The following is a 22,478-nucleotide window of genomic DNA, read 5'->3' on the forward strand; positions in this document are numbered from 1 at the left end:
AAAAAGCGGGGCACAGGCCCCGCTTAATAATAGCGCATAATCTTTGCTAAACTTAAAGAATAAAGCGGCTTAAGTCTTCGTCTTGTACCAACATATCTAAATGCTGCTCAACATAGCTTGCATCGATAGAAAGCGTTGTGCCTGTCTTTTCAGAAGCATCGAATGAAATCTCTTCCATCAGCTTTTCCATCACAGTATGAAGGCGACGCGCACCGATGTTTTCTGTTTTCTCGTTCACTTGCCATGCAGCTTCTGCAATCTTAGTTAACGCATCATCAGTGAAGTCGACAGTTACTTGCTCAGTGCCAAGTAGTGCTTGTTGCTGTTCAGTAAGCGATGCATGAGGCTCGGTAAGAATGCGTTTAAAGTCAGCAGCAGAAAGTGCTTCAAGTTCTACGCGAATAGGTAAGCGACCTTGTAACTCAGGAATTAAGTCAGACGGCTTTGCCATTTGGAACGCACCAGAGGCAATGAAAAGAATATGGTCAGTTTTAACCATACCGTGTTTCGTGCTGACCGTTGAGCCCTCGATTAGAGGCAGTAAATCACGCTGTACACCTTCACGGCTCACGTCTGGGCCTTGTGCTTCGCCGCGCTTACAGATTTTGTCGATTTCATCGATGAAAACAATACCGTTTTGCTCTACCGCAAAGATAGCTTGCTCTTTCAGCTCTTCTTGATTCACCATTTTAGCGGCTTCTTCTTCAACAAGTAGCTTGAAAGCATCTTTGATTTTCAGCTTGCGGCTCTTACGCTTGTCGCCACCCATGTTTTGGAATAGACCTTGTAGTTGGTTGGTCATCTCTTCCATACCAGGTGGTGCCATGATCTCAACTTGAGGTGCAACTTCAGCAACATCAATGTCAATTTCTTTGTCGTCTAACTGACCTTCACGTAATTTCTTACGGAAAACTTGGCGTGTACTGCTATTTTCTGCAGGCTGAGCTTCGCCCCATGCATCTTTCGCTGGTGGAAGGAGCGCATCTAGAATACGTTCTTCAGCTGCTTCTTCTGCGCGATGCTGGTGTTTTTTAGCTTGTTGCTCGCGAGTCATCTTGATTGAAATATCAACCAAATCACGGATGATGGTCTCAACTTCTTTACCTACATAGCCTACTTCAGTGAACTTTGTCGCTTCAACTTTCAGGAAAGGTGCATTAGCAAGTTTTGCTAAACGGCGCGCAATCTCAGTTTTACCGACACCTGTTGGGCCGATCATTAGAATATTCTTTGGTGTTACTTCAGCGCGTAAATCGTCGTCAAGTTGCATACGACGCCAGCGGTTACGAAGTGCAATTGCCACGGCTTTTTTGGCTTTATCTTGACCGATAATGTGCTGATCTAACTCGTGCACGATTTCTCTTGGGGTCATCGCAGTCATGGCAATCCTCTTATAGTTCTTCGATGGTTTGGAAATTATTAGTGAATACGCAGATATCGCCAGCAATTTTCAGGCTTTTTTCTACGATTTCACGTGCACTTAGATCTGTATTCTCTAATAGTGCTATGGCTGCAGATTGAGCAAAATTACCACCACTACCAATGGCGATAAGGTCATGCTCTGGTTGCACAACGTCACCGTTACCTGTGATGATTAATGAGGCGGTTTCATCAGCAACTGCTAGCAGAGCTTCTAATTTACGAAGTGCGCGATCACTGCGCCAATCTTTTGCCATTTCAACTGCCGCTTTGGTCAAATGGCCTTGGTGCATTTCTAGTTTGCTTTCAAAGCGCTCAAATAACGTAAATGCATCTGCAGTACCACCGGCAAAACCCGCTAATACTTTACCGTTATAAAGACGGCGTACTTTTTTGGCATTACCCTTCATTACTGTATTGCCAAGTGACACTTGACCGTCGCCGCCGATAACAACTTTGTCGTCACGACGCACGCTTACGATAGTAGTCATAAAATTCCTTACTGTGCGTTAACTCACACTTGTCTTACTTAAATATCTTAGATTGCTGTAGGTATATGGGCTATTGGTGAGAAATCAAGTCCAGCCCCAAATTCCACAGCTTACGATGTTGATGCGCTTGAGTTTATTTTTATCGCTTTCAGCTTGTCGCTTACTTTCATAAGGGCCAAGACGTACTCTAAACCAGACTCCATTAGAGCCTTCGGTTCTTCTAACTTCAGCAATTAGGCCAACGAAGGCTATTTTAGCTTTCATACTTTCTGCATCAGCATGATTTCTGAACGAACCACATTGCATTTGATAAGGGCCGCGTTTTTTGATTTCTTTGATTTCGACCTTGATTTCTGCATCTTTAATTTCTTGAATAAAATCAGGATCTTTAGGTTTTGGCTTTGTCACAGGTTGCTCTTTCTTTGCAACCGGCTTGGCAACCTCTTCTACTTTCTTTGGATCGGCATTTTGCGTGATAAACCAAAGGCCGTAGGCAAAGCCTGCGACTAGCAACAAGGCCAGTAGAATCAGTAGTTTTGAGACGGGTTTTGGGCTTGGCGCCGCTTTTTTGGTGTTTCTGCCTTTGGGCTTTTTATTTATAAAGTCGTGTTGTGCCATAAGTTACTTAATAAGTATCCATAGGATCTATGTCTATACTCCAGCGCAGTCGGTTTGCTAATGGATGCTTGTCTACGTACGCTAATAACTGAGTTAAGTAGCTATGTAAAACTGCTCGATCCTGCGCTTGAATATGTAATTGATATCGATATTTTCCTGCCACGCGCTCCATCGGCGCGGGAATTGGTCCGAGCAATTGTATACCAGAGAATGGGCTAGCAGGAACCAGATCCGATAAAAAGTCGATGGCTAATTTGGCATTGTTAGCTTCGGCACGTATTAAAGCTAAGAAAGAAAATGGTGGTAGGGCAACTTCTTCACGCTCTTTGAGTGCATAACGGGCAAAGTCGCCGTAGCCATTATTTACCAAATCTTGTAACAGCGGGTGTTCGCAATAATGGGTTTGTAGTAATACCGTGCCCGGCTCGCCACTGCGCCCAGCTCGACCCGCGACTTGAGTGATCAATTGAGCCATATGTTCTGTGGCTCTAAAATCACTACTATATAAGCCACTGTCGACATCTAAGATAACCACTAGGCTGACATCGGCAAAGTGGTGGCCTTTCGCCAGCATTTGAGTGCCAACCAGAATACGCGCGCCACCTTCATTGATTTCATTGAGGGCTTCTTCGAGTGCGCCTTTACGGCGAGTTGAGTCTCGATCTATACGGCTCAGTGGCGTGTCGGGAAACTGTGCTTCTAAAAACTGTTCAACCTGCTCAGTGCCCAAACCGACAGGCAAAATATTGGTACTGCCACAGTCAACACATTGCGGTGGTACATAACTTTGCTCACCACAGTGATGGCACACTAAGCGTGACATGCCTTTATGGTAAGTGGCACTGGCACTGCAGCGGTGACATTCGCTGAGCCAGCCACACTCATGACACATTAAAGTAGGCGCATAGCCCCGTCGGTTTAAAAACACCATGACTTGCTTGCCACGTGCAAGCGTACGTTCAATATGCTGTAAAGTAGTTGGTGCAAAACCATTTTGATGCGGCTGGCCTTTCATATCAACCAACAAGTAGGCGTTATCTACTTTGGTTTGCGCACGCTTAGTCAACGACACCAATTGGTATTTGTCACTTAGTGCATTGTGTAGGGTTTCTAATGCGGGGGTTGCAGTGCCTAATAAAAGTGGTATTTGTTGTGTCGCACAGCGGTAAACGGCCAAGTCTCGAGCGTGATAACGCAACCCATCTTGCTGTTTAAAAGATCCGTCATGTTCTTCGTCTACCACGACCATGCCTAGGCTTTTAAAAGGTAAGAAAATCCCTGAGCGAGTTGCGATAACGAGCGCGCTACTACCTTGTTCAGCACGTCGCCAAGTGTGTAAGCGCTCATTATCAGTTAAATTTGAATGCCATAAATCAATCGGAGTATTTGGAAAGCGGCGCCTGAAGCGGTTAACAGTTTGTGGTGTAAGACCAATTTCAGGTACTAAAACCAATGCCTGTTTACCAGCATTAAGTACTTTTTCTAAACATTGTAAGTAAACTTCAGTTTTACCACTGCCCGTGACCCCTTCAATTAAGAAAGTACGGTAGCCCACATGTTGATTCACGGCGGCACAAATGGCAGCTTGCTCTTCATTTAGGCGCGGTTTACTTGCAATCTCAAGTGTGTGTGACGACCAAGCTTCACAGTGATTAATGGCTTCTTTGATTAAGCCTTTCTCTTTGAGTGGTTTTATTTGTTGTGTTGTAAAACCTAATGCTTTTAACTCAGTGAGGCTCGTTACACCTGAGTCTTTTAAATGCTCAATCAGTGCTAACTGCTTTTTAGCGCGAAGCTTGGGAGATGCTTTACCTTCCTCAGTAAGTGTGTAATCGGGCACTTGGGTTTTATCTGGATGCTCACCTTGACGCAGAGATGCAGGCAGTGCAGTAAAAATGGTTTCACCTAGCGAGTGGCAATAATATCGTGCTGTAAATTTCAAAAAAGCAAGATAAGCATCACTAATAATCGGGTGCTCATCAATGACAGAGGTAATGGCTTTGATTTTATTATCGGGCACATCTGACTGAGTCTTGATGTCAACGACCATGGCGACCAATTTTCTATTGGCAAAAGTTACCCATACACGACAGCCTTTTTGAACTGTTAAATTTGAGTCGATTTTATAATCAAAGGTTCTATGTAGTGGGACTTTTAGGGCAACTTCAACAAATAGCATGAATGTTCGAACATGGCAGTAGATGTTTATAATGTACTAAAGCAGGCTTTGAAATCCCAGTGAAAAACGCTGAGTAAATTACTGCTAAGTGGGTTGAGTGTAATGATAGGGCGATTTATTTACTTTTTGTGCAATTATTGCTTGTAGATTTCGGACGACTCCAATAAAATACGCGTCCACTAATTTGAATATAACTACGTATGGTGCCAAACTTCGGGTTTGGAGAGCGATACGGCCTAACCTTGAGGTTTACTATGAAAGCAGGTATCCACCCTAACTACGAGTCAATCACAGCAACTTGTTCATGTGGTAACAAATTCGAAACTCGTTCAACACTTTGTAAAGACATTCACCTAGACGTATGTTCTGCATGTCACCCGTTCTATACTGGTAAGCAGAAGATCCTTGATACAGGTGGTCGTGTTGATCGCTTCAACAAGCGTTTCGGTGCTCTTAGCAGCAAGAAATAAGCAACGCTTGTTTGAGAAAGGCACCCATTTGGGTGCTTTTTTTATGCCTGATACCAATCCTTTTAATTAAGCGATCTATTTTGAGGCAAGGAAAACTGCTCGATAGCACCGCTCACGCGTCCTGCTATCGCTGAGGTACCTACTTCCATGTAGGCAAGGCTAAAATTTTGCTATTTAGTGTTCTAAATAAGAAATTTTTAACAAAGCTAGCGTCAGTTTTAGTCCCTCAAAATGATTGAGTATTATTGAGGATTGGTATAAAACTCATTAATCCTCTGAATATTCACTATTTCCTTCTGACTAAACCTTGCTGAGCCAACTTTTCATTTGCAAAATAATTCCTTTTGCATAAAACCCTTTTTATCGCTAAGCCGTAAATAATGGCCTAATAACTAAATGCATAACTTTGCAGTTTTTCTCGATATGAAGCTTAAATTTCTTAATAGTATTGCTGTTTAAATTTAGATGTCGTGAAAATTAAAATTCAGTAAATGTTGCTAAAAGTCTCTAAATGTTGTCAAAAGATTTCAAAATGTTCGATTTCTATTTTTTTGTTTAACTGGAATTTCTAGTCGCATAAATCGCTGCTTTATTAAACGCTTTTGCTCTTCGTAGGGTCAATAAAATGTCAAAAAAGCTAAAAGAATGTTTCATAAAATCTGCAATATTACGGCATCTTGCAGATAAATTTCGCTAAAAAGTGGATAGACCTGAAATTGCTTGAATATATCTAGAAAGCGAGTATCTTTTAGTTATAGCGAATTATTTCACTCTCACTTTTAACTTCTTGCAGGAAAAAATCGCGTCATGTCAGACTTTCGTGAACAAGCTTTACATTACCACGCTCATCCCGTTCCAGGTAAAATCAGTGTTGAACTAACTAAACCAGCAGAAACTGTTAAAGATCTTGCGTTAGCTTATAGCCCAGGTGTGGCTGAGCCTGTACGTGAAATCGCAGCAGATCCTGCTAATGCGTACCTTTATACAGGTAAAGGCAATATGGTTGCTGTGATCAGTAACGGTACTGCTATTTTAGGTTTAGGTAACTTAGGCCCGCTGGCCTCTAAGCCAGTAATGGAAGGTAAAGCGTTGCTATTCAAACGTTTTGCAGGCTTAGATTCAATCGACATTGAAGTAAAGCATCGCACCACAGAAGACTTCATTAATACGGTTGCAAATATTGCTGATACCTTCGGTGGTATTAACCTTGAAGATATTAAAGCGCCTGAGTGTTTTGAAATTGAAAAGGCACTTATAGAGCGTTGTGATATTCCTGTATTCCACGACGACCAGCATGGTACTGCGATTGTAACTGCTGCGGGTATGTTGAATGCACTAGAAGTACAAGGTAAAGACATTCATGACGCTATCATTGTATGTTTAGGTGCGGGTGCTGCAGCAATCGCATGTATGGAACTGCTGATTAAATGTGGCGCACAACGTGAGCACATTTACATGCTTGACCGAAAAGGTGTTATCCATACACGTCGTGATGACTTAAACGAATACAAAAAGTTATTTGCGAACAACACGGATAAGCGAACGCTTCAAGATGTTATCGCAGAAGCGGATGTATTTGTGGGTGTGTCTGGTCCTGATTTACTTTCAGCTGAAGACTTAAAGCTAATGGCTGATAAGCCAGTAGTATTTGCATGTTCAAACCCAGATCCAGAAATAAACCCTGAATTAGCGCACAGTGCACGTAATGATTTAATCATGGCGACAGGTCGTTCAGATTACCCTAACCAAGTTAACAACGTATTGTGTTTCCCGTTTATTTTCCGTGGTGCGCTTGATGTGCGTGCAACATCGATTAACGATGAGATGAAGATTGCAGCGGTAGAAGCCATTCGTGGTATTGCGAAAGAGCCTGTGCCTGAGCAAGTACTTAAAGCAGCCGATGTTGAGTCGCTAGAGTTCGGTGCTGAGTATATTATTCCTAAGCCAATGGATCCGCGTTTACTGCCTCGCATTGCTAAAGCTGTGGCACAAGCTGCGATTGATTCTGGTGTTGCGCAAATCGATTTACCAGAAAACTACATGGCACAATTTGAATCTTAATCTTAGACAAGACTAGATTAATAAAAAACCTCGCAACGGCGAGGTTTTTTTATGTTTCTTTGAAATAACAAAAAAGCTAATTAGCCTTCTTCGTTAATCTCAGGGATCTCTAAGCCCATCTCTTTCATAATGTTACGCACTTCAAGAGGGATCTTCTCAGGATTGTCTTTACGTAGATCCTCGTCGCTTGGCAACGGTTGACCCGTAAAGGCATGCAGAAATGCTTCACACAGTAACTCGCTGTTTGTTGCATGGCGCAAGTTGTTCACCTGACGGCGAGTACGCTCATCAGTTAATACTTTTAATACATTTAAAGGAATAGATACGGTGATCTTCTTCACTTGTTCTGATTTTTTGCCATGCTCTGCATAAGGGTGAATGTATTCACCATTCCATTTAGCCATAATATTTTTCTGATGCCTTAAGAGTAATTACTGCCAATAAGACTACGCTCGTTTGCGACGGCTTTAATTGACTTAGTTTGACTAACGCCCAACTCAAACTAAGGTTAATGTACCGATTTATGGTCAAAAACCCAGTCTTATTAACAATATTAGTTAACGAGGTGGCGAAATTTTATCGGTTTAAAAAAGATAGTCAAATTCTAGTTAAATAGCCATTTAGCAGTATAAATGTTTTGACTTCTCTAATTTGATCATCTAACCTTTTAGACGTCTAAACATCCATATACTAGGTGGTGATATGAGCCAACGCAATAAGTCAACAGTCGCAGTCAGACATGGTATCGAAGCCGATAAGCACCATGGTGCGGTTGTGCCTCCTCTTTATCTTTCTACAACGTATTCGTTCGCTGATTTCGATACTAAGCGTGATTATGATTATGGTCGTAGTGGTAACCCAAATCGCGACATTTTGGCTGAAGCATTAGCGCAGCTTGAGGGCGGAGAAAAAGGCATCATCACAGCGACCGGTATGGCGGCTGTGCACCTAGTTACTCAACTTTTAAACCATGACGATACCTTAGTGATCCCTCATGATTGTTATGGTGGTAGCTACCGTTTATTCACCTCACTTGAAAAGCGTGGCCTATTGAAACTAAAAGTTTTAGATTTGACCCGTACTGAAAGTCTTGCACAAATTGCAGAGATCAAACCTAAACTGGTTTGGATTGAAACACCGAGTAATCCAATTCTGCGCCTTACAGACATTGAGGCAGTTGTGAATGCAGCCCATGCAGTAGGGGCTTTAGTGGGCGCTGACAATACGTTTTTATCTCCAGCGCTACAAAACCCAATCTCATTTGGTGTTGATATTGTGGTGCATTCGACTACTAAATACATTAACGGCCATTCTGATGTCGTTGGTGGCGCGGTGATTGCGAAAACCCAAGAGTTAGGTGAAGAGCTGGCCTGGTGGGCAAATAACATTGGTATTACTGGTGCACCATTCGATAGCTATCTGACATTACGTGGTTTAAGAACCCTTAAAGTGCGTCTTAAGCAACATGAAGAAAATGCTTTAGCTATCGCCAAGTACTTAGAGCAATCTGAGTACGTACGCAAAGTTTATTACCCAGGTCTTGAATCACACCCGCAACACGAACTGGCGAAAAAGCAGCAGTTAGGGTTTGGTGGCATGGTGAGTTTTGATATCGCTGGCGGTCTTGAGGATGCGGCGGCATTTTTAACAACAGTGAAAGAGTTTTCGTTGGCTGAGTCTTTAGGTGGTGTTGAGAGCTTAATTTGTCACCCTGCGACCATGACACATGCAGGCATGGAACCTAAAGCACGTTTAGAAGCGGGTGTCGGCGATACTTTGATCCGTATTTCTGTCGGCATTGAGGAAGTCGCTGACTTACTTGCAGACCTCGAAGCGGCTTTTGCTAAAACACAGCCAGGCAAGGCACCTGCGTCTGCTGATAACAAAGCCTGTAAATTAACACCTGCCCATCCGGCACTTTGGTAAAAGAAAATGACAAGAGTAGTACATAAATTTGGCGGGTCGAGCTTAAGCTCGGCCTCGCGTTATCAGGCTGTCGCACAAATCGTGGTTGGTCAGTGTCAGTTGGGCGATTGTGTTGTGGTATCTGCCGCAGGCAAAACCACCAATACCCTAGTTAAACTATGGCAAAGCTATCAGCAGCAAGAGCAGCAAAGTTTTAACGATATTCTATTACAGGTTGAGAACCATCAAGTCGAACTGATTAACGCATTATTCCAGGGTGAAAAGCAGCGCCAACTAGCCGATACTCTGTTGACTGAATTACAAGTTATCACCCAAGCTGCGAACACTAAAACCCTCAATGAAGCTGAGCTGTTAGCACATGGCGAGCTATGGTCTGCGCGTATTCTGGCGAACTACTTATCAGAAACCGGTTTACAAGCCCAGGCGGTTGATGCCAGAACGTTATTTACTGTACATAACGGCCAGTTAGTGCATCAGCAAAATAAGCAAGCGTGTTTAGCGACCTTAGATAAAAACCACATCTTTGTGGTAACAGGTTTTATTGCCGCTGACGACCAAGGCAATACCGTGACCTTGGGGCGCAATGGCAGTGACTACAGTGCGACATTGTTAGCAAATTATAGTGATGCAGAAGCAGTATCAATCTGGACCGATACGCAAGGTGTGTTCAGTACCGATCCGCGTAAAGTAAGCAGTGCAATTAAGTATCCTAAAGTGTGTCGAGAGCAGGCCAATCTATTAGCGCGTTTGGGCAACCCTGTGTTGCATGCTAAAACCCTATCTCCTTTGAAAAATACCAGCATTAAGTTGCAGGTTCGCAGCAGTTTTGACCCTGAAGCACCAGGTACTGAAATCGTCAAAGCGGGTTACAGTAAGGCGAAACGTTTTATTACGTCATTTGATAACTTAGATCTTGTGCGTGTTGATCGTTTAGGTGCTAATGAAGTACGTGAAGTGAGTCAGCTTATTCAGCACAGCATTCATCACTTTGTTCAAAATGGTGAAGAATTCTTATTGTTGCCAGGCGCTTTTACACATCAAGTTAGCCAATATTTTGCTGGCCGTCTCACCTTGGTTGAAAGCCATTTACAAGGCTTTGCGTTGGTAGCACCAAAAGCGGACATAAGTGCATTAGAGCTGCAGGCTAAATCAGTTCTAGCTGAGCAAGACGTGGTACTCAGATTTGCACACAGTGACGAAGATTATGCACTGTTCTTAACTGACCAAGCCATTGACAGCGATGTTTTGGCGATTTTACATGACAAGCTAGTGAACAAAGGCCGAGAGCTGGCCGTTATCATCGCGGGTCTTGGTAATGTCGGTGAAGTTTTTCTTGAGCAGTGCCAAACTCAGGTTGCTCGTTTACAAGCACAATTTGATTTAAAAGTCGTTGGTTTATTACGCTCGCAGCAAATGTTATTTGCCGCCAGTGGTTTGAATTTAGATAACTGGCAAACTCAGTGGCAAAATGAAGCGCAAGCATACGAGCAAAATGAAGTGCTAGAGCGTATTGAAGAGCTAGATTATGAGCATAAAGTGGTGATTGATATCACTGCGAGTGAGTCATTTAGTTTGTTATACCCAGAATTCGTGAAGCGTGATTGTCATCTTATCAGTGCTAATAAGTATGCCGGTACAGCACAACAAGATTGGTATTTATCTTTGCGTCAGCAGCTTGAAGATCGCAATTTACTATGGCGTTATAACACCAGTGTTGGCGCGGGCTTACCGGTTAACTTTGCATTAGCTGACCTACAAAATAGTGGTGATAAAATCACCCAAGTTGAAGGGGTATTTTCGGGTACCTTATCTTGGTTGTGCAGTGAGTATGATGGCAGCAAAGCTTTCTCAGATTTAGTGCTAGAAGCGCAAGCTATGGGCTATACTGAGCCAGATCCTCGCGAAGATTTATCAGGTCGAGACATGCAGCGTAAGTTGTTAATTCTTGCTCGAGAGCTTGGTCTTTCATTGGATGTAGATGATATTGGTTTAGAACCATTAATGCCTGAGCATTTAGCAACTGGTAGCTGGCAAGACTTTCTTGCCAAGAAAAGCGAGCTAGACGCGTTTTATGAGACTAAGTTTGCACAGGCGAAAGCCAATAATTGCGAACTGCGTTATACCGGTTTATTAAGTATCGCTGAAGATGGCAAGGTTGACGCAAAAGTGGGTATTGCGTTTGCTGAGCAAGGCTCTGCGATTGCCAACTTAACACCAGGCGATAATATCTTTGTAGTGAAAACCCTATGGTATGATGCAAACCCTTTGGTTATTCAAGGGCCAGGGGCTGGTAAAGAAGTGACTGCAGCAGGCATTCATTCAGATTTATTCTGGTTATGTCAGAATCTTAAATAGCCACGAGTTACTGTTACTTAAAATCAAAAAAGCGAAGTGTTTTTAGCACTTCGCTTTTTTTGTTTAACCTTTAGATATAGCTGATGTGTTAGAACAGCTCATCTTGTTCAGGCAAAGAGTCAGAAGAGAATGGCGTTTTTGACTTGTCTTGTTGTACATACTTAGTTGGTACGGTATCAGACTCAAAGTACTCAAAACGGCTAGTGTGATCGTTTTTCGAACTTAATAAACCTGTTTTTAAATCTATGCGCACAGAGGTTAAGCCTGGCGCTGGGTCTATTGGCGCGAGCGGTTCATTTTGCAAGGCTGTTCTCATAAAGCGAACCCAAGCAGGTTGCGCAGTGATAGCGCCCGCTTCGGCACCAACTGATTGGCCTTTACCTAAGTTACTATTATAGGCAGCGCGGCCAAGGGATTTACTTGCGTCGTCAAAGCCTACCCACACAGTGGTTAAGACATTGCGGTTAAAACCAGTAAACCAAGTATCAACCGAGTTATTGGTTGTGCCGGTTTTGCCAGATAAGTCCCTACGTTTTAGAGCTTGTGCTCGCCAACCTGTACCAACCCAACCGGTTTTGTGCTTCCAACTACCGCCACCCCAAATTGCACTGTGTAATGCGCTAGAAATCAAGAAAGCATTTTGCTCACTGATGATTTGCGGTGCACACTGCATAGCATTCTCGAGACGTTGCTCTTCATCGCATGCGATTAGCGGTTGCGCCTTTCCTAAAGAGTTACCATAGGCGTCTGTTATTTCGCTGATAAAATAAGGCTCGATTAGATGACCGCCATTGGCGAAGGTGCTCATACCGCGAGCCATTTCCAGTGGTGTGATGGCTGCGCTACCTAACGCTAAAGATTCACTACGATTAATGTCTTCATCTTCAAAGCCAAATTTGAGTAAGTGATCAGCTGCACGTTGTAGACCGACTCCTCTTAGTAATCTAACTGAGACGACGTTTTTTGACTGAGCTAGGGCACGTCGAATTCTAATCGGGCCGCTGTAGACTTCGGGGCTATTTTTCGGTCGCCATGCAACCCCTAAGCTCTTATCCCAGTGGTTGATTGGTGCGTCATTGATAATAGAGGCGAGGGTATAACCATCTTCTAATGCTGCAGAATAAATAAAGGGCTTAATGTTCGAACCGACTTGGCGCTTAGCTTGGGCTGCACGGTTATATTGGCTCTGTTCGAAGCTATAACCACCCACTAACGCTTTTATTCGGCCATCTTTTGGGTCTAAAGAGACAATGGCACTTGAAGGCTCAGGGTGCTGGCTTAACTGCCAGCCGTTATGATCACGTAACCAAATTTGCATGCCAGGTGTTAATACATCTGCTGCTGTTTTAGGCGCATTGCCTTGGCGACTCTCATTGATATATTGGCGAGCCCATTTTAAGCCGTCCCATTCAATCACAACTGATTGCCCAGACTTTAGTAATACTTCAGCACTTTGCTCATAAACATGCGTCACAACACCTGCAACAAGCGGATCAATTTCGTTGATGCTTTTTAATGTTTTAAGTAACTCAATACGAGCAGGTATCGGGTCTATTTCATGTTGCCATAACACAGCTTCAGGGCCGCGGTAGCCATGGCGCATATCGTAATCATGCAAATTATTAATTAATGCTTCTTGGGCGGCGAGTTGAATGTCAGACTCAACGCTGGTGTACACTCTGAATCCGGTGTTGTACGCTTTATCAGCGCCATAGCGCTCAACCATATAGGCTCTTACCATTTCAGAGATATAAGGTGCGTATAGTTCAATTTCAGCCCCGTGTCTTTTAGCTGTAATAGGTGCTTGTGATGCCTCTTCATACTCACTGCGAGTAATATAGTTTTCGGTCAGCATTCGTCCTAAAACTACGTTTCTGCGTGATTTAGCGCGAGTAGGGTTACTAATAGGGTTGAGTGCTGAAGGGGCCTTTGGCAAGCCTGCAATCATGGCCATTTGCGCCAACGTCAATTCATGCAGTTCTTTACCATAATATACTTGAGCAGCTGCACCTATACCAAATGAGCGGTGACCTAATTCAATCTTATTTAAATAGAGCTCTAAGATTTCATCTTTTGAGAGTAGTTGCTCGATGTGCAAAGCGATGAAGATTTCTTTTACTTTACGAATGTAAGCCTTTTCACGGGTCAGAAAGAAGTTTCTAGCCAGCTGCATGGTAATCGTACTGGCTCCTTGCTTCTTTTGACCGGTACTTATGAGTACGATAGCTGAGCGGACAATACCAATAGGGTCAATACCAAAGTGATCATAAAAACGATTATCTTCAGTTGCTAAAACTGCATTAATCAAAGGTTTCGGTATTTCATCAATTTTGACGGGGATGCGTCGTTTTTCACCAAATTGATTGATTAGCTTTCCATCTTTGGTAAAAACCTGCATAGGGGTCTGCAGTTGGACCTCTTTTAGAACCTCAACACTAGGGATATCGGATTTTACGTAGTAATATAGTGCTAATAATGTGAGCACACCTAAAAGCCCACAGGCGATAATAAACTGTAAAAATCTTTTTAATAAAGTCACGGAATATTCCCTAGTTAGACTCCCATTTGTGGGTAGAGGCTGCTAGTATAGCTTGAACAAAATTCGATTAGTATTTTTTGTTCACAAATAATAACCTGTTTAAATTTAAATAAAGGATAAAAACACAGGGTATGTTAAGTAAATTGTTCAAAGCTCACGCCCCATTAATGGTTGGTATTGATATCGGTTCGCATTGTGTTAAAGCTGTCTTGCTTTCACAAACTCACAGCGGTTACCGCGTTGAGGCCGTGGCTATTGAACCAATTCCCAAAGGTGCCATTACTGAACGTGCTATTCAAGATATTGAAGCCGTCGGTCGCGCTATTAGCAAGCTAAAAAAGCGTTTTCCAAAGCATGCCCCTTATGCTGCTGTTGCCGTGTCGGGTCAAACAGTTATTACTAAAGTGATCTTCATGGACGTTTCATTAACCGATGCTGAACTTGAATCGCAAATCGCCATTGAAGCCGATAGTTTGATCCCTTACCCCTTAGATGAAGTCAGTCTTGATTTTGAAAAAATTTCAGTCAATGAAGCCGATCCATCAAAAATGAATGTGTTACTTTCAGCCGCAAGAACTGAAAGTGTTCTAGCGCGAGTCAGCGCACTTGAAGAAGCTGGCTATAAAGCAAAAGTCGTCGATGTTGAGAGTTATGCGTTAAGCCGCTCCCTTGATACTTTATATGGTCAGTTGCCTTCTGATGCATTCGACAAAATCGTTGCGGTTGTTGATATTGGTGCGGTGATTTCATTGATGAGTGTCGTTCAATCAGGTAAGACAATTTATACCCGCGACCAAGTTTTTGGTGGTGAACAATACACGAATAGCATTGTTGCTTATTACAATAAGTCCTTCGATGAAGCCGAATTAGCCAAAACAACCGGAGACTTGCCACCAAACTATACCTTTGAAGTACTGGCACCTTTTCAAACCGCGCTGTTACAGCAGATCCGCCGAGCGGTACAAATGTTTATGACAACCAGTGGTAAAGATCATGTCGATTATTTAGTGTTATCTGGTGGCACTGCTTTAGTAGAAGGGCTAGATAGGCTATTAGTTGATGAATTAGGCATACACACTATTATTGCCGATCCGTTTTCAGATATGGAAATTGCCCCTAAAGTCGATAGAAATGTACTGTTAAGGCATAAGCCTCAGTTTACGCTAGCAACAGGTTTGGCGCTTAGGAGTTTTACTACATGCCACATATAAACCTCCTGCCTTGGCGCGAGCAACAAAGACAAGCATCACAGCAAAAGTTCCTAATTTTGATTGGCAGCATTGTGGGCGTTTCTTTGTTTGTTATGTACTTAATAGGTAGCTTTTACGATAGCTTACGTACAGGGCAAGAAATAAAGAATAATTATCTGCAGGCTGAAATCCGTAAACTAGATACACGCATCCGCGAGATTAATGACCTGAATCTGCAAAAGGGAAATCTGCAACGTCGGATCCGTCTAATCGAAGAGCTGCAAGGTAATCGCAACCTAGGTACGCAAATTATTGACGAAGTTGCACGTGTAGTCCCATCTGGAGTGTATCTAACTAGCCTTGAGCGCGACGGTAATATGATTAAAGTGATTGGCCGTAGTGAGTCGAACAATCGCCTGTCACAAATGCTGAGACAAGTTGAGTCTTCTTATTTATTAGAAAACCCGACAATTCAAGGGATCATTGCCGGTGAGCAAACCAATCGCTTGTTGAGCGACTTTACCATGCACTTTTATGTCAAGTCTTATCAAGCTCTTGAAGACGCCAAAGAGAAAAAGTGAGGATAGCTAAATGAACTTTGATCTTAAAGCGCTGCAAGAAATCGATTGGAATGAGATAGAGTTAGACAATATTGGTGAATGGCCTAAGCCAGTAAAAGCCATGTGCGCGGTTTTAGTTACCTTAATTATGCTATTTGTCGGTTACTCCATGTTGGTTTCATCTGCCATTGATGAATATGATTTTGCTGTTAATAAAGAGCAGGAGCTGCGTAATTCATATCGTTTTAAGTATGCCAGAGCAAATAACTTGGATTTGTATAAACAGCAAATGCAAGACATGGAAGCGCAATTTTCACAACTATTACAGCGTTTACCAACGTCGAATGAAACGCCAGGTTTACTAGACGATTTAACTTATGTTGGTACGTCGAGTGGTTTAACATTTTTGAAAATTGGCTGGATGCCTGAAGTAAAAAAAGAGTTTTACACTGAGCTACCTATTAACTTAGAAGTAGTTGGTACTTATCACGAGTTTGGCGAGTTTGTCGGTAAAGTGGCGCAACTCCCACGTATTGTCAGTTTGCATGATTTTAGAATTGAACGCGCAAATGAACGTGACTTGGTTTTTAGTGTCGTTGCGAAAACGTATCGCTATGAACAGGGAGCCAAATAAATGAAGCTTAAAAATGCAGTGCTCAGTTTAAGTGTGATTTTATTAGCTGCTTGTAATGATGATACCGCACAGCAAAAAGAATTTATTGACCAAGTACAGGCAAGTGCAACACCTAAAGTCGAGCCGATCCCTAAAATGAAAGAATTCGAAAACTTTCCTTATAGTGCAGGCTCTTTGCGCAGTCCTTTTGATGCGCCAAAACCTGAAGTGATTGAAAGTAGATTAGTTCAGGTGAAAAACTGTTTACAGCCCGATCAAAATAGAGTGCGAGACCCACTAGAGAAATATCCCATTGATAATTTAGTGATGAAGGGCACAATAGCGCTTTCGGGTGTAACTTGGGCTTTGATCCGTGCTGCAGACCAAGGACTTTTCCGTGTAAAAGAAGGCGAATATATGGGCCTGTATCATGGTGAGGTGGTCGGTATATATGATGATCATGTGGAATTATTAGAGCTGATCCCCGATGGAACAGGTTGTTGGAAAGAACGATTAACTAAAGTTGAGATTATCGAATCGACTCAGCTTGCAGTAGGCGAATAACAATAAAGGTACACAATTATGACTCGCATGGTTGCGAATTTGCTTAAAACTACCATTTTCTCAAGTCTTTTACTTGTGTTATCGGGCTCAGTTAATGCTTTACCCATGTTATATGATGTGCGTTATAACCCCATTTCTAATTCTGAAACAGAATTGCAACTGGTGTTTGACGAACAGCTGAACCTCGAACCAAAAGTAACGGTTTTAAATGATCCTGCGCGTCTAGAGTTATTTTTCTCTGGAGCAGAGTTTGAAGAGAGCCTTCAGCAATTAAAAGTGAACAAGGCGGGCATTAAGCAAATACAAAGTAGCATGGTTAAAGATGGCTTCATTGTGACTATCGAAATGGACCAGCTTAAACTTTATAAAACTGAAGTAAAAAATAACTTGGTGTATTTACAAATCTCCGAAAACCCAATTTATGAAGCGTCAGAGTCTTCAGAGCAAGGTGCAGGCAAATTAACTCATCATATTAATCGTATCCAATCTATTGATTTTCGCCGCGGTGAAAAGGGTGAAGCCAAAGTATTGGTATTTTTAGAAAGCTCACAAGCTGCCATTGATGTGCAGGAGCGTGGTGGAAAAATTATCGCAGACTTCCATCACATCGATATTTTAGATGAACTGCTTTATGAGTTGGATGTTATCGATTTTGGTACTGTGGTAAGCAAAATCGAAACTTTCTCGGAAGGCAATAAAAGTCGTTTGGTGATTGAACCAAATAGTGCGTTTGCTTTTAAGTATGAGCAATTAGACAATATCTTCACACTTACCATTGAAAAAGATAATAAAACCAAAAAGTTTGGTGAAGAGAAAGTATACCAAGGCGAGCCAATTACCTTAAATTTCCAAGATATTCCAATCCGCTCGGTTTTACAGATCATTGCCGACACCAACAACTTTAACTTAGTAACCAGTGACTCAGTATCGGGCAACATCACCTTACGCTTAGAAGGCACACCTTGGGATCAGGCCCTAGATGTGGTGTTGAGAGTTAAAGGACTAGATAAACGTACCGAGGGCACCATCTTAATGGTTGCGCCTGCTGAAGAGCTTGCCGCGAGAGAAGCAAAAGAATTGCAAGCAATGCGTCAGGTTGAAGAATTAGAGCCGCTATATAGTGAGTATATGCAATTAAACTATGCTAAAGCAGAAGAGTTTGCTGACTTACTAAAAACTGAAATTAACAGCATAATCAGTAATCGCGGTAACGTTTCAGTGGATGTTAGAACCAATACTTTGATTATCAAAGACACTGCGAAAAGTATTGAGAATGTGCGCCGCATGGTCGAAACACTTGATGTACCAGTGAAGCAAGTTCGCATTGAATCTCGCATGGTAACAGTAAGTGATAACGTTTCTGATGATCTAGGTATTCGTTGGGGTTTTAGTGATCAACAAGGTTCTGACGCAATTTCTGGTAAGTTGTCTAGTGCTGACCAATTGTCAGGTGGTGTTATCCCGGCATTTACTGACCGTTTAAATGTAAACTTACCGGTCACTAACCCGGCTGGTAGCATTGGTGTTCACCTTGCTAAATTAGCGGATGGTACGCTGATTGATTTAGAGCTTTCGGCGTTAGAGCAAGAAAACAAAGGTGAGATAATTGCAACGCCAAGCATTACAACGGCCAATCAGAAAAAAGCACGTATTGAGCAAGGTACAGAGATCCCTTATGTTGAGGCGGCATCGAGTGGTGCAACTTCAGTAAGTTTCAAAAAAGCAGTGTTAAGTTTAGAAGTAACACCGCAAATTACTCCAGATAACAAAATTATTTTAGATTTAATTATCACCCAAGATACGCGTGGCGATAATGTGCAAACACCTAATGGTCCAGCTGTGGCGATTAATACTCAACAAATAGAAACGCAAGTATTGGTCGAAAATGGTCAAACCATCGTACTAGGTGGTATCTATCAGCAAGAGATCACCAGTGCCGTGACAAAAGTGCCTTTATTAGGTGATGTGCCTTACCTTGGTGCTTTATTTAGAAATACACGTCACATTAATGAAAAAAGAGAATTGCTGATATTCGTGACCCCAAAAATCATGTTAGACGGCCAGTAACAGCGCATTAATGATTAATATTGCGTGGTTTACGGTAAATTAAATGATTTGACTTGAAATTGCGCACGGATTACTGAGATAATCCCCTCCTTAATTTTTGGGGCCAGGTCGTGAGGCGGGGTTTATTTTCAAATTTTAGAGTTCGTTAGTACTAAATAGATATGGCTGAGAAACGTAATATATTTCTAGTAGGCCCAATGGGGGCTGGTAAAAGCACAATTGGTCGTCATTTGGCAGACCAATTACACCTTGAATTCTTCGACTCAGATCAAGAAATCGAACGTCGTACTGGCGCAGACATTGCGTGGGTGTTTGATCTTGAAGGTGAAGAGGGTTTTCGTCGTCGTGAAGAGGGCGTTATCTCTGATCTAACTGAAATGCAAGGTATTGTATTAGCTACCGGTGGTGGTTCAGTTATGAGCAAAGAAGTTCGTAATAAACTATCTGCACGTGGCATTGTTGTTTACCTAGAAACACCAATAGAAAAACAAGTTGCTCGTACTCAAAGAGATAAGCGTCGTCCTCTTCTACAAACAGAAGAAGCACCACGTGATGTACTTGAGCGCTTGGCAGAAGAGCGTGAGCCTTTATATCAAGAAGTTGCTGACTTTGTAGTTCGCACTGATGAGCAAAGCGCTAAAGTAGTAGCAAATCAAATTATTGAGAAGTTAGATTTCTAAATTATAAAAGGAGTGGCCAATGCTTGAACTGAATGTCGATTTAAACGAGCGTAGCTACCCCATTTATATTGGTGAAAACCTTCTTACCGACACAGGGCGATTATTATCTCACATAGGTAAATGTCGCCCAGTGATCATCAGCAACGAAACAGTTGCCCCTCTTTACTTAGATCCACTATTAACTCAACTTAACGAGTTAGAACCGCTACATTTTATTTTACCTGACGGCGAACAATTCAAAACCTTAGAGTGGTTTGAAAAAGTGTCGGCATTTTTACTTGAGCACAACTGTGGTCGTGATACTTGTTTAATCGCGCTTGGTGGCGGTGTAATTGGAGATCTAACAGGGTTTGTTGCAGCGTGCTATCAGCGCGGTGTACCATTTATTCAAATTCCAACAACTTTACTTTCGCAAGTTGACTCTTCAGTAGGCGGTAAAACAGCGGTTAACCACCCACTTGGTAAAAACATGATAGGGGCTTTTTATCAGCCAAAAGCGGTTTTTATCGACATCAACAGCTTGCAAACCCTGCCGAGTAGAGAATTTGCAGCAGGCATGGCCGAAGTTATCAAGTATGGTTTAATTTACGACCTAGCACTTCTAAGCTTTTTAGAAGAGCAGCATGAAGCCCTCAGTAACTTACAAAACGATGTATTGCAAAAGGTCATTTACCGTTGCTGCGAAATTAAAGCCGAAATTGTTTCTCAAGACGAAAAAGAAGCTGGCTTAAGAGCGCTTCTTAATTTAGGCCACACATTTGGTCATGCTATTGAAGCACAAATGGGCTATGGCAACTGGCTACATGGTGAAGCGGTTGCTGCGGGGATGATGTTAGCTATGAAACTTGCGCACATGCGAGGCTCTGTTACTGACTCTGAAGTTTCGCGAGTTGAAGCGCTGATTGCGAGCTATAACCTACCTGTAAGCGCCCCTGAGACCATGACTAGTGAACAGTTTATCGGTCATATGCGTAAAGATAAGAAGAACCAACAAGGCAAGATCAGATTCATTGTACCTACTAAATTAGGCCAATGTGCACTCGTTGATGATGTGTCTGATGAAGCCGTGAGTCAGCTAATAGGGCGCTAATGCAATCGCAAATATTGCCGAGTCGAGCTGCTTTGGTTGATCGAATTGCGATGCAATTCGAGTATGGGCAAAATCTCATTGCTTTGGTAGGCCCTTCAGGGTTAGGAAAAAGCTATCTAGCTGAAACCTTAATTACAGAAAAATATCCAGAATTTAATAAAGCTTATATTCAAGTAACGGCGCAAATGAAAGATGCTGAGTTGATGACTCAGCTACTCCAAAATAGCTTCCGCGCGCCGCTAGTCGATCAGACCCAGACTTTATCAGAAAACTTTTTTCAGCTATATCAAGAGCAACCTTGTGGCCCCTGTTTTTGGGTATTAGATGGCGCAAGGCACCTTTCAGATGAATTCATTGAACAGTTGAGAATATTGTCAGCAAAAAGCCCTGTTGAGCTGTTTATTTTGGTAACAGCACAAGCGCCTAGAATGCTGCCAAGTGCACTCGATATCCATTTAGAGCGCTTGTCACTGTCTGAGTCAAAGCAGCTTATGGCCATGTTCTTTAAAGATTTGCCGATGGATGAAGATCCTATCTTTCAGGCCTTTTTACAAGAGTCACATGGTAATCCTGCCGTTCTACTTGATTGGCAGGCCTCACAACAAAGTAATCTAAGAACAAGTAAACCGAAAAAGAGCTATCGCTGGCATTTAGTCGGATTAACAGTGTTGTTAGCTTTGTTACTCGTTGCGATGATGTATCAGAAGCAGATCCAATTTTATTTTAGTGAGCAAACAGCTTCTTCAGAGTCGCTAGAGACTGTGCTTTCGACCGAGCAGGTTCTGGCTGAAAATATTGACGGCCAACAAGTATTAGAAGATCAAAATCAGCCTGCATCTAGCCCTGAAACAATTTTTAAAACTGATAAAGTAAGCAATAAACACAATGCGCCAGTATCAAACAAACAATCTGAAAGTGAAAATGTTGGACAGCGTGATGAGAGTGCCGTTTCGGCTGTTTTAACTGCATTAGAAAGCCCAACTCAAGTAGAGACTCTTAAACCGGAAGAAAGCAAAGATAAGCCATTAGAGACTAACACTAGCCAGCAAGTAACAACTACTTTATTGAGTACTCCAGAGGTTAAAGCTGAAAATGCTGCGGACCTTACAGAATTATCGATTCAAGCAGAGCCTGACAATAAAGCAAAACAGCAAGCTCAAAGTCAAGATTTAGACTTATCTCCGACAGAGTGGTTATTGACACAAAATGACAGTGTATGGGCCATTCAATTGCTTGCGGTGAAAGATAAAGCGATAGCTAATAGTTTTGTCTTGGCGAATGAATTAACGGACGTATACGTCTATGAAACGGTTAGGAACGACATTCCTTGGTGGGTTGTTATACAGGCGCCATTTGCAAATATTGATGCGGCGAGAAGTGCACGCCAAAAGTTACCTGCCAATGTGTTAGCTGGTCAGCCATTTTTTAAAAAATTCGAGCGTATCAAACAGGAAATTCAGCTTGTTACTCGGTAATTAGCGTGAATTAGTGTAGAATCGCCCAACTTTAAATACATCACTACAAGAATGGTTTTTATGTCACTATCTGTGCTTAAATATGACGTTACTTTACTCGCAGCAATATGTTGTGAGTATTTATGTCATTCACCTCTTCTTAGTGGCGATGTGTATGCAAAGAATAAAAAGAATATAAGGG

Annotated in this window: 18 protein-coding genes; 12 read left to right on the top strand and 6 right to left on the bottom strand. The window is 42.3% G+C overall.

The window, feature by feature from the left end:
• Window positions 1-52 precede the first annotated feature (52 nt).
• From hslU to priA, 4 genes are all read right to left on the bottom strand, one after another.
• Complete coding sequence (gene hslU, locus ACH784_RS01315; protein ID WP_404392856.1) at window positions 53-1,381, bottom strand: HslU--HslV peptidase ATPase subunit; 1,329 nt, start codon at window positions 1,379-1,381, stop codon at window positions 53-55.
• 10 nt (window positions 1,382-1,391) lie between these two features.
• Window positions 1,392-1,910 (bottom strand): ATP-dependent protease subunit HslV, encoded by a 519-nt coding sequence (gene hslV, locus ACH784_RS01320; protein WP_404392858.1) that lies wholly within the window; start codon window positions 1,908-1,910, stop codon window positions 1,392-1,394.
• Window positions 1,911-1,994: 84 nt separating this feature from the next.
• Window positions 1,995-2,528 carry an SPOR domain-containing protein gene (locus tag ACH784_RS01325; protein ID WP_404392860.1) on the bottom strand — a complete coding sequence of 178 codons (534 nt, stop codon included), beginning with the start codon at window positions 2,526-2,528 and terminating at the stop codon, window positions 1,995-1,997.
• A gap of 7 nt (window positions 2,529-2,535) precedes the next feature.
• On the bottom strand, window positions 2,536-4,707 hold the full coding sequence (gene priA / locus ACH784_RS01330; RefSeq protein ID WP_404392862.1) for a primosomal protein N': 2,172 nt from the start codon (window positions 4,705-4,707) through the stop codon (window positions 2,536-2,538).
• A 254-nt stretch (window positions 4,708-4,961) separates the two neighbouring features.
• Between priA and rpmE the strand changes: the two genes are divergently transcribed.
• Window positions 4,962-5,177, top strand: a complete 216-nt coding sequence (gene rpmE / locus ACH784_RS01335) for a 50S ribosomal protein L31 (RefSeq protein ID WP_404392864.1) — start codon at window positions 4,962-4,964, stop codon at window positions 5,175-5,177.
• A gap of 807 nt (window positions 5,178-5,984) precedes the next feature.
• On the top strand, window positions 5,985-7,238 hold the full coding sequence (locus tag ACH784_RS01340; RefSeq protein WP_404392866.1) for a malic enzyme-like NAD(P)-binding protein: 1,254 nt from the start codon (window positions 5,985-5,987) through the stop codon (window positions 7,236-7,238).
• 80 nt (window positions 7,239-7,318) lie between these two features.
• Here the strand turns inward: ACH784_RS01340 and metJ are convergent, their stop codons facing one another.
• On the bottom strand, window positions 7,319-7,642 hold the full coding sequence (gene metJ, locus ACH784_RS01345; RefSeq protein WP_404392868.1) for a met regulon transcriptional regulator MetJ: 324 nt from the start codon (window positions 7,640-7,642) through the stop codon (window positions 7,319-7,321).
• A 298-nt stretch (window positions 7,643-7,940) separates the two neighbouring features.
• Between metJ and metB the strand changes: the two genes are divergently transcribed.
• Window positions 7,941-9,164 (top strand): cystathionine gamma-synthase, encoded by a 1,224-nt coding sequence (gene metB, locus ACH784_RS01350; RefSeq protein WP_404392870.1) that lies wholly within the window; start codon window positions 7,941-7,943, stop codon window positions 9,162-9,164.
• Window positions 9,165-9,170: 6 nt separating this feature from the next.
• Window positions 9,171-11,519: a bifunctional aspartate kinase/homoserine dehydrogenase II gene (gene metL / locus ACH784_RS01355; protein WP_404392872.1), complete on the top strand. Its 2,349-nt coding sequence runs from the start codon at window positions 9,171-9,173 to the stop codon at window positions 11,517-11,519.
• A gap of 88 nt (window positions 11,520-11,607) precedes the next feature.
• Here metL and ACH784_RS01360 read toward each other — a convergent pair whose 3' ends face one another.
• Complete coding sequence (locus tag ACH784_RS01360) at window positions 11,608-14,058, bottom strand: penicillin-binding protein 1A (protein WP_404392874.1); 2,451 nt, start codon at window positions 14,056-14,058, stop codon at window positions 11,608-11,610.
• A gap of 131 nt (window positions 14,059-14,189) precedes the next feature.
• On the opposite strand from ACH784_RS01360, the gene ACH784_RS01365 reads away from it, so the two are divergent.
• From ACH784_RS01365 to ACH784_RS01400, 8 genes are all read left to right on the top strand, one after another.
• Window positions 14,190-15,269: a pilus assembly protein PilM gene (locus tag ACH784_RS01365; protein ID WP_404392876.1), complete on the top strand. Its 1,080-nt coding sequence runs from the start codon at window positions 14,190-14,192 to the stop codon at window positions 15,267-15,269.
• Window positions 15,257-15,829: a PilN domain-containing protein gene (locus tag ACH784_RS01370; RefSeq protein WP_404392878.1), complete on the top strand. Its 573-nt coding sequence runs from the start codon at window positions 15,257-15,259 to the stop codon at window positions 15,827-15,829. The genes ACH784_RS01365 and ACH784_RS01370 overlap by 13 nt, the downstream gene beginning before the upstream one ends.
• A gap of 10 nt (window positions 15,830-15,839) precedes the next feature.
• Window positions 15,840-16,442 (top strand): type 4a pilus biogenesis protein PilO, encoded by a 603-nt coding sequence (locus ACH784_RS01375; RefSeq protein WP_404392880.1) that lies wholly within the window; start codon window positions 15,840-15,842, stop codon window positions 16,440-16,442.
• Window positions 16,443-16,985, top strand: coding sequence for a pilus assembly protein PilP (locus ACH784_RS01380; RefSeq protein WP_404392882.1), 543 nt, complete (start codon window positions 16,443-16,445; stop codon window positions 16,983-16,985).
• Between the two features lie 18 nt (window positions 16,986-17,003).
• A complete protein-coding gene (gene pilQ, locus ACH784_RS01385; RefSeq protein WP_404392884.1) occupies window positions 17,004-19,052 on the top strand; it encodes a type IV pilus secretin PilQ in 2,049 nt (682 codons plus the stop codon).
• A 161-nt stretch (window positions 19,053-19,213) separates the two neighbouring features.
• Complete coding sequence (aroK, locus tag ACH784_RS01390) at window positions 19,214-19,732, top strand: shikimate kinase AroK (protein ID WP_138478285.1); 519 nt, start codon at window positions 19,214-19,216, stop codon at window positions 19,730-19,732.
• A 19-nt stretch (window positions 19,733-19,751) separates the two neighbouring features.
• A complete protein-coding gene (aroB, locus tag ACH784_RS01395) occupies window positions 19,752-20,822 on the top strand; it encodes a 3-dehydroquinate synthase (protein WP_404392887.1) in 1,071 nt (356 codons plus the stop codon).
• Window positions 20,822-22,297, top strand: coding sequence for an AAA family ATPase (locus ACH784_RS01400; RefSeq protein ID WP_404392889.1), 1,476 nt, complete (start codon window positions 20,822-20,824; stop codon window positions 22,295-22,297). Before aroB ends, ACH784_RS01400 begins: the two co-directional genes overlap by 1 nt.
• The last annotated feature ends 181 nt before the right edge of the window (window positions 22,298-22,478 follow it).

Origin of the sequence: Pseudoalteromonas phenolica (assembly GCF_044788725.1) — a bacterium.
GTDB classification, from domain to species: Bacteria; Pseudomonadota; Gammaproteobacteria; order Enterobacterales; family Alteromonadaceae; genus Pseudoalteromonas; species Pseudoalteromonas phenolica_C.